Here is a 13,104-nt window from a genome sequence, read left to right on the forward strand (position 1 = left end):
AAAGATTGGAGTAATTTTGTAAAATGAAATTTGGCTTGTATATAAAGGATAAACTTGGAATAATTGCGGGATATGCGGGATTTGTGATATTCACATATCTGCTCATGATGGCATTTCACTCACAGTTACAGATGAGGATTATGTTCGTTATCGTGGCTGTGATATTTGTCGTCTCGGTTATCGCCTACGATTATCTGAAGAAATATAGGTTCTACAACAGTCTGGTTGGACATCTGGATGAACTGGATCAGAAGTATCTTATACTTGACACTTTGGACGAGCCTGACTTCTACGAGGGTAAGCTGGTGTATTCAGCTATGTACGACATCAACAAGTCCATGACTGAGAATGTGAGAAAGTACAGGGACAGCGTGGAGGATTTCAAGGACTTTATTGAGATCTGGGTTCACGAGATCAAGCTTCCTATAGCCAGTCTGGTGCTCATGTGCCACAACAACAGGGATGTGATCCCGAGAAAATACGAGGAACAGGTCGCAAGGCTCGACGCGTACGCGGATCAGGTACTCTACTATGTGAGGGCGGAGCATGCTGCGGCGGATTACAGATTTGCTGAAACAAATCTTAAGAGTGTCATCGGAAGAGTGGCGTTGAAGAACAAGGATATGCTGCTTGATGGTGATATATCGCTGAATGTTCATGATGTGGATGAATGTGTTGTGACGGATTCAAAGTGGCTTGAGTTTATGGTAAATCAGATCGTGAGCAACAGCATCAAGTATATAGACCGGGGACAGGAAAAGACTATAGAGATCTGGGCTGAAGCAGTGGGTGACGGCAAGGCTCTGCACATAAAGGACAATGGAATAGGTATACCACAGTCTGATATTCCACTTGTGTGCAAGAAATCATTTACCGGGGAAAATGGCCGGAAACATGCGAAATCCACAGGTATGGGACTTTATATAATAGACAATCTGTGCAGGCAGCTGGGACATAAGCTGAATATAGCGTCAAAGGTGGATGAATACACAGATGTGAGCATAGTATTTGGACATAATGATATATACAAGATTGGATGATATAAAAATTGCGTTTTTCGATAGTGGGATACCGGATCGGGTGAGCGTCCCCAAGGTTACAGAATTGTAATGTTAGGTAATAATGAAAAAAGGACAATTGCTTTCAAAATGTGTAAACTGCAAATATGTTCAATGGTGAGAGCAGTAATAGACAAACATTTGAGGAGGCATTTCAATGGAAAATCCAACAAAAAATTCAACGAAAAATTCTATGGAAAATCCAGTGGGAAATTCAATGGAAACAATATTAAAGATTGACAACATTGAGAAGTATTATGGAAACAAATCCAATATGACAAAGGCCATAGATGGAATATCATTCGATGTGGAGGCAGGAGAGTTCGTAGCTATCATGGGTGCATCCGGAAGCGGTAAGACGACACTGCTCAACTGCGTTTCAACTATAGATAAGGTTAGCAGCGGACACATCTATGTGGGCGGCAAGGATATCACAACACTTAAGGGCAACAAGCTTAACGAGTTCAGAAGAGAGGAGCTTGGATTTATATTCCAGGATTTCAATCTTCTTGACACACTCACAGCGTATGAGAATGTCGCACTGGCACTTTCCATACAGAATGTTCCTGCAAAGCAGATAGATGCGAAGGTCAGAGCTGTTGCAAGGGAGCTTGAGATCGAGAGTGTTCTGAAGAAGTATCCGTACCAGATGTCGGGCGGTCAGAAGCAGAGAGTCGCATCTGCAAGAGCCATCATCACTGACCCAAAGCTTGTGCTTGCAGATGAGCCTACGGGAGCACTCGATTCCAAGTCGGCAAAGCTGTTGCTTGAGAGACTTAAGCATCTAAATGAGGATCTCATGACAACGATACTCATGGTAACACATGATTCATTTACAGCCAGCTATGCAGGTAGGATACTTTTCATCAAGGATGGAAAGGTGTTCCACGAGCTCAGAAGAGGAGGAGATACCAGAAAAGAATTTTTCAATAAGATCATAGATGTCGTGACACTGCTTGGAGGTGATCTGAATGACGCTCTTTAAGCTTTCCGTATCAAATATGAAGAAGAGTATAAAGGACTATGCCATATATTTCTTCACTCTGGTACTCGGTGTTGCAATCTTCTATGTGTTCAATGCCATAGAGACGCAGACCGCCATGCTCCGGATATCGGCTGACACAAGACAGGTCGTGCAGCTCATGAGCAAGATGATTGCGGGTGTCAGTGTGTTCATCGCATTTGTGCTCGGATTTCTCATCATATATGCAAGCCGTTTCCTGATGAAGAGGCGTAACAAGGAATTTGGTCTGTACCTCATCCTTGGAATGGGAAAACGCAAGGTGTCCACAATGCTTTTCATAGAGACACTTATCATCGGACTTGTATCACTTGTGGTAGGACTTCTTGCCGGAATAGGAATTTCACAGATAACAAGTGTACTTGTTGCAAACATGTTCGATGCAGATATGTCATCATACAGCTTTGTGTTCTCTGGCAGCGCATTTGCCAAGACCTGTCTGTATTTTGCAATCATATATGTGGTGGTTATAATCTTCAACACATTTATCATCAGCAAATGTAAGCTCATCGACCTTTTCCAGAATGGAAGAAAATCTGAGAATGTCAAGATCAAAAATCCATGGGTATCAGTTATCGTGTTCCTGATATCAGTTGTATCACTTGGATATGCTTATCATGCGGTAATTACCGATATAAATGACATGTACATGAACGATCTCTACAAGTGGATCGTGACTGGATGTATTGCAACAGTGCTCTTCTTCTGGTCGGTATCCGGAATGCTCTTCAGGATCGTGTCATCCATGAAGAATGTGTATTACAAGGGACTCAATTCATTTGTCGTGAGACAGATGAGCAGCCGTGTCAACACAAATGTACTTTCAATATCATTAATCTGCCTTATGCTTTTTGTGACAATATGTGTGCTTTCATCAGCACTTGCAGTAAAGAATTCATTAAATGAGGGCATTGCGAAATATGCAAGAGCGGATGTGTGTATATCAAAGACCCAGAGCGGTGATTCAATCTATTATGATGAAGACGAGATGGGTAATGACAGCGAGACAAATGATCTTTTGAAGAAACTTGAAGTTACTGATGGAAAGAGCATAGAGGACGTATATAGTGAAAATAATATAGATCTCGGAACATACTTTTCAGATTATGTTGACGTACACACGTATACATGTCCTACACTTACTATCAGAAACTATCTGGGAGATGAGGCACTGATTGATTCTCTTGGAATAGATGTAAACGCTTGGTCTGGATTTGATGGAACGGAGGAGATCATATCACAGTCCGACTACAACAAGATTGCAAAGCTTTATGACAATGCTGAGCTCCAGCTTGACGATGACGAATATGCCATCCTGGCAAATTATAGAATATTCGTGAAGATTCGTGACGAGAGACTTCAGGAGGGCAAAGAGATAGAGGTATATGGCAACAAGCTTAAGCCGGTTATCTCATACTGTATAGACGGAGATATAGAGCTTGCCACACAGCCGGTCAATACAGGCGTGTTTATCGTGCCGGATTCAGCCGTTGAAGGTGCACAGTTTGCAAAGGAATATTTCATCGGAAAGTATGCCGATCAGGACAGGGATGTCATACAGGATAGTGATACGATCATAAGGAATGTATCAAAGAAGGATGAACTCGGCGGACTTATCACAGTAAATACTAAGGACAGCGTGAAAGCAGCCAGCGTGGGAGTAGGAGCGATAGCATCATTTATAGGTATGTATATCGGACTCATATTCCTCATATCCGGTGCAGCCATCCTTGCACTCAAAGAGCTCTCGGAGAGCACAGACAACATAGAGAGATACAAGATGCTCAGAAAGCTTGGCGTGGATCAGCGCATGATCAACAAGGCTCTTTTCTCACAGATGGGACTATTCTTCGTATTCCCACTTGCTCTCGCCATAGTCCATTCGATATTTGGAATGATGGTCAGCATGAAGATTCTTGACACTATGGGAGCGTATGATATAGCAGGTGCTATCGGAATCACAGCTGCTATCGTGATGATCATATATGGTGGATATTTCCTTATAACATATCTGTGCAGCAGGAAGATTATCAGTGAGTGAGGATATAACTATTATTGAAAATAATTGCACTTTTTATTGAATGAATAACATAATTATGTTATCATCAACATACGATATAAATGTGACATGTCACATTATCTGGGCTGGTCGCAAGACCCAGGTCCAACCTAATTAGGCGGGGAGACTCCCCGCCATTTTTTATATGGAGGTGTAATGGGGAAATTCCTCAAAGGGATACATAAAAAGGAATTTTGATGGTTAACAAATGATTATTTGTATATGGATTGGAGGAAGTCATAATGAACAAACATGTAGAAAAAGCTATGGAGATAAGAAACGAGACACCGATGGTCAATAACTGTGCGCAGACCATTCTGCGAGCTTATGCGGACGAGCTCGGAATAACAGGAGATATGGCGGCAAAGCTAAGTGCTAATTTCGGTGGTGGCATGAAGTGTGGTTCAACCTGCGGTGCGATCACAGGAGGGCTTATGGTGCTTGGCGCTCTGGGCGTTGAGAATCCATACGTGATAAATCAGTTCAGGCGCAGGATAGCAGATAACCACAACGGCATGACCGATTGTACCGATCTGTTAAAGGCAAATGCCCAAAAGGGCGGAATCAAGAAAGTGCACTGTGACGGCATGATAAGAGAGGCTATAGAGCTGATAGATGAGCTGGTGAAGAGTGAATAAAATGTAACAAGAACAACGTGTTTACCTATCCTGGAGGAAAAAGGGATTCTGGAATGGAGGATGCAAGTAATGGAAGAAATGGCATTGCAAAGGGACTGTTATCCCGTGTTGTAAATGATGCAAGGGATTATGGATGTGGAACGATACAGATCACGGCATCTGACATGGGAGTTAAATTGTATACGGATTTCGGATTTGTTCATAATGGTAATTTCATGCAGTATAAGCTGTAGTATATATGATGATGAAGAAAAAGTTACATTGAGAGATTGCCCTGCCTATCACAGTGGGAGATAACGTCTGGATCGGGACGAATGTTTCGGTGCTGCTGGGAGTTTTATTCGAACAGCACAAGGCAGAGGTTTTGCAATACTGACTGCACAAAAGCCCATCAGCAGGCAGAAGCAATGTTTTCTCGGCTGGTAAAGCAGCTTTCCGAAAAAGAGGGCATAACGGAAGCCCTCAAAGAGGAAAATCAAATGCTGTGGGTGCAAAGGATGAACAACATCCGTAGCGCTGCTATGGAAATCGTTTCGAGTGTGCTTATATACTGTTAATACTAAGTAAGAAAAGTCGCTGTCAACAGATGGCGGCTTTTCCTTTTCGGGCAGTATTCAAGAAGTCATAAAGTTCCGTGAGTAATAGAAGAAGCCAGCGTTTGCGGAAATGTCACAATTTACGGAGGTAGAGTTTTAAATTCCACTTGCCTTTTTGCACTTGTTATGATATTATTAGTATGCGTACTAGGATGCTTAAAGAGAGGCGATATATTTGCGGAGAGACAGCAGTGAAACAAAGAGGAAAATACTGACCGTATGCGTCCGTCTCTTTCTGGAACAGGGGTATAAAAACACCTCTGTCGGTCAGATTGTGGACGAAGCGGGCGTGGCAAGAGGAAGCTATTTGAATCTGTTTCCTACCAAAGACAGAATTTTGCTGGAATTGACCGAAACAATGTTTGGCGGACAGTTCGGCGTGGCAAGAAGCATTGCAGACAGCAAGCTGCCGCTGGTTTACGCCTATGCGGTGGAAACGGCGATCCAACTGACCCTGACCGAGCAGAACGAGAACCTGCGGGAAATCTACATTGAAGCCTATTCCCTGCCCGACACGTCGGAATATATTTACCTGCATACCACAGCAGAGCTGAAGCAGATTTTTGGTGAAAATTTCCCTGATGATACCGAGAGCGACTTTTACGAGATGGAAATCGGCACAGCAGGATTGATGCGCAGCTATATGGCGAGAAAATGTGATATTCATTTCCCGTTGGAACGCAAGCTCAACCGCTTTTTGACGGCGGCTATGCGGGTGTATCGGGTACCGGAAGCAGAGCAGGCAAAGGTGCTTGCCTTTATTCAATCACTGGATATCAAGGCAATTGCCACCGAGGTAATGTATAAGCTGTTCGCCATGTTGGAAATGAAATATGACTTTAAGCTGTCAAAGGACAGCAAAGGAGAGGAAACTATATGAATAAGAAAATTTTGAGCGTTGTGCTCATACTGTGCGTGATGCTGGCTGTTATGCCTATGACGGCATATGCGGCGAATATTGCGTTATGTACTAAATGCGGCCAGAGACAAACGGTAAGGGTGACTCGTCAATACGCAAATGATAAATGGCACCGATGCGATCTTACATGCACGGTGTGTAATAATACATGGGATTACTGGGAGGCACACACATGGAGCGGAACGGCGACTTGCACAAGCGGAAGGACATGCACGGTTTGCGGCGGATCTTCCGAACCGCTTGGGCACGACTGGAGCACTTGGACGCAGAACAGCGATGAAAAGACCCACACCCGAATCTGTAATCGTGACACCAGCCATACGGAAACCGAGAATTGCCACGGCGGCACGGCGACCTGCACCGCCAAGGCTGTCTGCACGGTCTGCGGCGGCGAATACGGCGAGATGGCGGCACACAGCTTCACGGCTGAAAAAGCAGAGACGCAGTATTTGAAGTCTGCTGCAACCTGTACCGAAAAGGCGGTCTATTACAAGTCCTGCGCAGTCTGCGGTCTGAGCTCCGAGGGCACGGCGGATGAGGCGACCTTCTTCTCCGGCAATGCGCTGGATCACGACTGGGGCGCTTGGACGCAGAACGGCGATGAAAAGACCCACACCCGAATCTGTAAGCGTGACACCAGCCATACGGAAACCGAGAATTGCCACGGCGGCACGGCGACCTGCACCGCCAAGGCTGTCTGCACGGTCTGCGGCGGCGAATACGGCGAGATGGCGGCACACAGCTTCACGGCTGAAAAAGCAGAGACGCAGTATTTGAAGTCTGCTGCAACCTGTACCGAAAAGGCGGTCTATTACAAGTCCTGCGCAGTCTGCGGTATGAGCTCCGAGGGCACGGCGGATGAGGCGACCTTCTTCTCTGGCAATGCGCTGGATCACGACTGGGGAGCTTGGACGTCCAACGAAGACGGCACCCATACCCGCACCTGCACCGTTGACGGATGCTCCGCAGGCACGCAAACGGAGAATTGCATCGATGCAAACAAAGATCACAAATGTGATATCTGCGATTATATAATCAGCGAGTGTGCAGACGATAACAAAGACCACAAGTGTGATTATTGCGGCAAGAAGCTGACTGAGCATACCGGCGGGAAAGCGACCTGCAAGGACAAGGCAAAGTGTGAGTTCTGTGGCGAAAGCTACGGAGAGTTGAATGCAAACAACCACTCTGATTTGAAACACTTCCCGGCAGTGGCGGCGACAAAGACCACCGAGGGCAATATCGAGTACTGGTACTGCGAAGGCTGTGGCAAGTATTTCAGCGACAAGGTCGGCACAAAGGAAATCAAAAAAGCCGACACCGTAACGGTGAAGCTGAAAGACGATTCCAAATCTCCCCAGACCGGTGATAATTTCAATCTTGCCTTGTGGCTCTCTCTGCTGCTTGTCAGCGGCGGTGCAGCCATCGGTACAACGGTTGTCAGCAGGAAGAAAAAGTACAACAGATAATTGAATAGCGTTCCCTTGCTCCATCTTCCGAGCAAGACAAAAGCGTCGTAGCAATACGGCGCTTTTTTGTTATATTATAAAGAGAATTGAGTGATTAGGAGGTTGAGCAAATGGCAAGTACGATTCAAGTTAGAGTGGATGATGAATTAAAAGTAAAATCAGATGAATTGTTTAGAGATTTAGGTACGGATACAACAACAGCAATTCGTATTTTTTTAACGCAGGCACTGGCTGCAAATGGCTTTCCGTTTGAAATAAAGAGGATAAGTAAAAATCCATATGAAAAAATGACAGAGAATGAAATTCTTGAAAAGTTAGAGAAGTCTCGTGAGCATGCTGCACAGGGAAAGTATAGGGATGCAGCTGAAGTTTCCCGTGATATGAGGGCAATAAACAGGAACGGAGAAATATGAGATGAACAAACATATAGAAAAAGCAATGAGCATAAGAAATGAAAATCCAATGGTGAGCAACTGTGCGCAGACAATTCTGAGAGCTTATGCAGAAGAACTTGGAATTACCGGTGACATGGCGGCAAAGCTCAGTTCCAATTTCGGCGGTGGCATGAAGTGTGGCTTGACATGCGGTGCGATCACAGGAGGACTTATGGTGCTTGGCGCTCTTGGTGTTGAGAAGCCTTATGTCATAAATCAGTTCAGGCGCAGGATAGCAGATAACCACAATGGCATTCCTCTGTGTTGCCGGGAGTTACTTAATCGCAGGGCGAAGTTATAAGTAATTAGTATTGACACAGCAATAAACTCCTTTATAATAAATATTACAAACGTAATATTTATTATAAAGGAGTTTTAATATGATGAGCTTATATTTTTTTATCTCGAAATACTACATATGTAATATATGCAAGAAGTTATATTGTATGCTGCTTTTGGTTGGCATAGCCATATTGTTATGCAGTTGTTCCAATAAAAAAGCAGTGACGGACGCAGAGCGGACAGTTATTGATTTTAGTATATCTGATGAAAATCAGTTTATTGCAGATTTGGATGATATATATTCATCCTGTCAGGATATGAAACGCAAGACCGAGGAAGAAAAACTGAATCAGACTAGGACCGTAATAGAATCGATGGGAAGTAAGGGGTACATAGCTGTGGATGTGGAGAATCAGATCAATATGGCAAATGCAGAGAATGCGGAGATGTTTTTATCAGAGGTGGCTGAAGACAGAGATGCAGGATGTACAATACTGCAGGTCATGTATGATAAGTCCTTTGTAAGGTTTGATTTTAAATCAGGCGGTAACAATGTTATGATAACCAGGCGATTCTATGTGTGGGAGAATAACTGTTTTGTTGAGAAAAATGAAGAAAACTATAAGGCCTATACATGGAAATACACAGACGGATATCTATTTTTTGAGAGGTACAGGATGGGAGGATATGACGGAGATTCTGCGTATACGGCATTACGAGTTGAGCCCCTGGATGAGAAGTTAAGGGTACTTAACAGAAAGTATATCAAGACGATTGGATATGATTCGAATAATTTATTTACCACAAACTGGGATGAATCAGATATGAACAAAATAAATTATTATGATATCTATGAAGCACTTTACAAAATGAAATATGGTATGTCCAGTCCCTATTCGGACGAGGGGGTTACATATATGATAGAAGGGAAGTTATACGAGAAGGTGTTTCAGGAGTATTTGCCTGTGTCTACAGATGTACTTCAGCATGTCAATGTGTATGATGTGTACAGACAAATGTATCAGTACAGAACGAGGGGGATGTTTGATCACAGTGTAACACCATTGGTTCCATTTCCAGAGGTAGTGCATGCTGAGTATAATGCTGACGGAACAATAACCCTCATAGTAAATGCTGTTTCGGAGAAGGATGAGAGTGGCAGATTATTTACACATAAGGTTACAATAAAAGAGAAAGAAAATGATGGATTTGAGTATGTGTCAAATGATGTTCTGACGATGGGCAAAGAGGGGATATATTGGTACAGAGACAGGCTTTCTGATAAAGAGTGGCAGGAGCACTACGGAGATAAGACCATCACAATAAATCAGAATGGAAATGTTATTGCTGATAGTCTGTTATCAGATGACGAAATGGAGAATGTTAAAGTAGATATAATAGGAATATTGCAGTCAGATGCCATAAGAAAGTTGTATGAGGATGAAGATATTTCGGATAATAGTGATTTAATATATGGTGCAGTAGATATCTTAGGAAGCAGTGGACTGATATGTTTTGCTGATGATACCAATATGTATAATTATCAGTTATTTCAGTCTTTTTATAGAAATTATACAGATGGTGGAGGGCGTGATTACATTTGCGTATATAGGGTAAACAGGGATGCAAGCGTGACGGAGATGACATTTGTGTATGATGACAGCCGGATACAGATGATTTTCAACACAGCAAAATTCGAGAATCATGACTGGAAGTTTATAGCGACTGGCATACGGGATTTAAGAGATATGAAACTCACAAAAAAAGGCTACTTTATATATACATACTCAAATATAATAGCTCATGGTGGGCTGAAGGAGTATTTCAGAGTCAGTCCGTTGACGGATGAATGCAGGGAACTGACAAGAAAATATGTGTATGGGCTTAGTTATGTGAATTACAATATGCTTGTTATCGATTGGGATGAGTCAAATGCATCAGATATACTTGTGCCATGTATGTTTGATGATATATACAGACTGTACACTGGTGAAAATCTAAAACCTGATGGTGGATGGATAGATGCAGACAAATATGAGTCTGTTATGTTGTCAATGTTCCCTGTCACTGTGACGGAGTTGAGGGATAATTGTGATTACAATTCAGAAAAAGATTCGTACAGATATCATGTCATCCTTGGAAAACAGTATCCACCATTTGGAGAGGTTGTGGACTATTCCTACAACGATGATGGAACGGTTTCGCTTATTGTTGATGCGGTGTGGGCTGACAAGGGATCTGACATTGCATTTAGAAATACACTTACAGTAAAACCGGAAGATGATGGTACTTTCAAATATATGTCAAATCATATAGAGAAGATGGAATGTGACATACCAGTTTATTCTGACTGATATCCATATGCATATATTCCGAGATCACGCAGTATTGACAGAGAGATCTTCGATGCGGAAAGTCCGTCCGCTGATAAAAACTGATTGTCATTTTCAGAAAGTGATATATTCGTGGCGAAAAAGTAATCATTATCATTAGATGTAATGAATCCGACGAACCAGCCGTTTATATTTACATCATCAACTCTGCCGGTACCTGTCTTGCCATACAGACTTTTTCCATCTGAGTTTGCAATAAACATGGACTCTATGACTGTATCCACATTTGTTTTAGACAGCTTCCAATCATTATTTTTCAGGTGACATAGCAGTTCTACCTGCTCTACCGGGGATATAGTCAGAGAGGATTCCAGCCAGTAACAGTTCTGAGCTGAATTGATATTCTGATTTCCATATTCAATAAGACCGAGAAAATTTTTCGCATCTGTGTGGTCCATAGCTGCATCCAGATTGTCAAAATACCAGTTTACAGATCCGGTCATGGCAGATCGAAGTGTCTGGTCTGTGTTCCAGGCATCAAAAGGGTAAGAGCTCCCATCCCAGCGCATAAATGAGTTGTCGGAAGTTATGATGCCATGTTCAAGAGCCATCACTGCGTCATATATTTTATATGTAGAATCCGGTGAAGTGCGGCATAGAGCTCTGTCCTGGTTATAGATAAACCATTTATCATTTCCTTTGTCGTACAGCACAAAACAGCCGTTGTAGCCAGAAAAGTAGCTGGATAGATCAAAGGATTCCAGATTCACCGGGGCAAAATCCTTGTATTGTGTATCATCCAGAGCATATACAGATAATGGCGCACATACAGTAATCAGCAATATGATAATGAAAAATGCATATATACATTTCCGTTTTTCTCTCTTGGTGACAGGTTTGAAATCAACAATAAGCTGAAGTCTTGTTTTAAGTAATTTTTTCCTGCTTTTGCTCTTGAATGATAGCGATGATGAACTACTGAATCTGCTTGCAGCCGCACGGAGGATGGTCTGCCCATACTTCGCGGCATAGTTTTGACCGAGGCACTGCAATACATCATTGTCACATGCTTTTTCTCTGTCATGTCTTGCTGTATGTAATGTGTATATAACAACAGGATTGAACCAATACAGTATGCAGAATATGCAGATAAACATATTCACGGCATTGTCTCTGCGTTTAAAATGTTGTAGTTCATGTAACAAAATATGTCTCAGGTCGGTTATTGTGTAATCGGATATGCAGTCGTTGATTTGCCGTGGAATATATATAACAGGGCGGAATACACCTACAATGACCGCTCCAGATAAAGCAGAGGAGGAATATAATTTCGGCTTATATCTGCGCACATTGCAGAGCTCAAGGCATTCCGAATATATATTCAATATGACAGTATCGTCGGTGATTGGAACAGCAGATTTTTTCAGCTTGTATAGTGATATGCCTGACACTATTAAACGGATGGAAAATATGTAAACTCCGGCAAGCCAGATAATAAAAAGGAGTTTTGGATATATTGTAGATGTACTGTTTACAGATACAGCAAAGTCGTTCATCCAGTTCACATTCGATGAAGGGTTGGCATTGATAAGCAAAGGAGTAACTGTATTTGCGGCAGAAGTACTTCTGTTAAATAATGATCGTATGAAACCTATGGCCTGGAATATAAATGAATTATTTACAGGGATAAATGGAATTACGAGAAGAAACAGCACAATATATATGGTGTTGTATCTGCCGTTACATGTTAGCTGTTTTCTGAACATAAATCGAACAAATATCAGTAGCAGCAGAGATAAACTTATGGATATATTGCTTATAAAAAAATGTGTGAAAAATTCAGTCAAGCCTTATTTCCTCCCGGTGCCTTTTCCATTTAATATGTCTTGAAGTTCCTTTATATCATCAGCACTAAGTTCATCACTAGCCACAAACGCAGAAACCATGTCTGATATGTGTCCATTGAAAAACTTCTTTAGAAAAGATGAGCTTTCATGTTTTCGATATTCCTCCTGACTGATGACAGGGGAGTAGACAAACATGCGCCCCTTTTTCTCATAGGAGATAGCAGACTTGTCAGAAAGTCTTTTGATGAGAGTCTGGATAGTCCTGGGATTCCATGAAGTGGTCTGCAACAGTTTGTCAGTAATGTCATTTGTGCTTATAGGGGCATATTTCCATATAACCTTCATAACTTCATATTCAGCTTCGGAAATTTGGGGAATGTGTTTCATAGATTATACTCCTTTAATACTACGTTTGTAATAACAGTATAAAGATTATGGGGTGGGGTGT

Annotated in this window: 13 protein-coding genes; 11 read left to right on the plus strand and 2 right to left on the minus strand. The window is 42.4% G+C overall.

Going from position 1 to position 13,104, the window contains the following annotated elements:
* The first annotated feature begins 23 nt into the window (after positions 1 to 23).
* The 11 genes from DW159_RS02580 (at position 24) to DW159_RS02635 (ending at position 10,830) form a co-directional block, all read left to right on the plus strand.
* Positions 24 to 1,040, plus strand: a complete 1,017-nt coding sequence (locus DW159_RS02580) for a sensor histidine kinase (RefSeq protein ID WP_117548848.1) — start codon at positions 24 to 26, stop codon at positions 1,038 to 1,040.
* 235 nt (positions 1,041 to 1,275) lie between these two features.
* Complete coding sequence (locus DW159_RS02585; RefSeq protein ID WP_117549420.1) at positions 1,276 to 2,043, plus strand: ABC transporter ATP-binding protein; 768 nt, start codon at positions 1,276 to 1,278, stop codon at positions 2,041 to 2,043.
* Positions 2,030 to 4,120 (plus strand): ABC transporter permease, encoded by a 2,091-nt coding sequence (locus tag DW159_RS02590; protein ID WP_117548849.1) that lies wholly within the window; start codon positions 2,030 to 2,032, stop codon positions 4,118 to 4,120. Before DW159_RS02585 ends, DW159_RS02590 begins: the two co-directional genes overlap by 14 nt.
* Positions 4,121 to 4,380: 260 nt before the next feature.
* A complete protein-coding gene (locus DW159_RS02595; RefSeq protein WP_117548850.1) occupies positions 4,381 to 4,776 on the plus strand; it encodes a C-GCAxxG-C-C family protein in 396 nt (131 codons plus the stop codon).
* A gap of 53 nt (positions 4,777 to 4,829) precedes the next feature.
* Positions 4,830 to 5,009, plus strand: a complete 180-nt coding sequence (locus tag DW159_RS02600) for a hypothetical protein (protein ID WP_330410578.1) — start codon at positions 4,830 to 4,832, stop codon at positions 5,007 to 5,009.
* 81 nt (positions 5,010 to 5,090) lie between these two features.
* Positions 5,091 to 5,333, plus strand: a complete 243-nt coding sequence (locus DW159_RS02610; RefSeq protein WP_242992596.1) for a TnpV protein — start codon at positions 5,091 to 5,093, stop codon at positions 5,331 to 5,333.
* A 214-nt stretch (positions 5,334 to 5,547) separates the two neighbouring features.
* The gene (locus DW159_RS02615) at positions 5,548 to 6,252 is read left to right on the plus strand and encodes a TetR/AcrR family transcriptional regulator (RefSeq protein ID WP_242992597.1); all 705 of its coding nucleotides are present in this window, start codon (positions 5,548 to 5,550) and stop codon (positions 6,250 to 6,252) included.
* The gene (locus tag DW159_RS02620) at positions 6,249 to 7,760 is read left to right on the plus strand and encodes a hypothetical protein (protein WP_117548852.1); all 1,512 of its coding nucleotides are present in this window, start codon (positions 6,249 to 6,251) and stop codon (positions 7,758 to 7,760) included. Before DW159_RS02615 ends, DW159_RS02620 begins: the two co-directional genes overlap by 4 nt.
* Before the next feature lie 110 nt (positions 7,761 to 7,870).
* Positions 7,871 to 8,173 (plus strand): type II toxin-antitoxin system RelB/DinJ family antitoxin, encoded by a 303-nt coding sequence (locus tag DW159_RS02625; protein WP_004851281.1) that lies wholly within the window; start codon positions 7,871 to 7,873, stop codon positions 8,171 to 8,173.
* Between the two features lies 1 nt (position 8,174).
* Positions 8,175 to 8,495, plus strand: coding sequence for a C-GCAxxG-C-C family protein (locus DW159_RS02630; protein ID WP_242992598.1), 321 nt, complete (start codon positions 8,175 to 8,177; stop codon positions 8,493 to 8,495).
* Between the two features lie 145 nt (positions 8,496 to 8,640).
* Positions 8,641 to 10,830, plus strand: coding sequence for a DUF6070 family protein (locus DW159_RS02635; RefSeq protein ID WP_147323100.1), 2,190 nt, complete (start codon positions 8,641 to 8,643; stop codon positions 10,828 to 10,830).
* Here DW159_RS02635 and DW159_RS02640 read toward each other — a convergent pair.
* Together DW159_RS02640 and DW159_RS02645 are read right to left on the minus strand one after the other, a co-directional pair.
* Positions 10,818 to 12,656, minus strand: a complete 1,839-nt coding sequence (locus DW159_RS02640; protein ID WP_117548854.1) for a BlaR1 family beta-lactam sensor/signal transducer — start codon at positions 12,654 to 12,656, stop codon at positions 10,818 to 10,820. The genes DW159_RS02635 and DW159_RS02640 overlap by 13 nt on opposite strands.
* Before the next feature lie 3 nt (positions 12,657 to 12,659).
* Positions 12,660 to 13,043, minus strand: coding sequence for a BlaI/MecI/CopY family transcriptional regulator (locus tag DW159_RS02645; protein WP_117548855.1), 384 nt, complete (start codon positions 13,041 to 13,043; stop codon positions 12,660 to 12,662).
* Positions 13,044 to 13,104 lie beyond the last annotated feature (61 nt).

Source organism: Coprococcus sp. AM14-16, assembly GCF_003434675.1.
Classification (GTDB): Bacteria; Bacillota; Clostridia; order Lachnospirales; family Lachnospiraceae; genus Coprococcus; species Coprococcus aceti.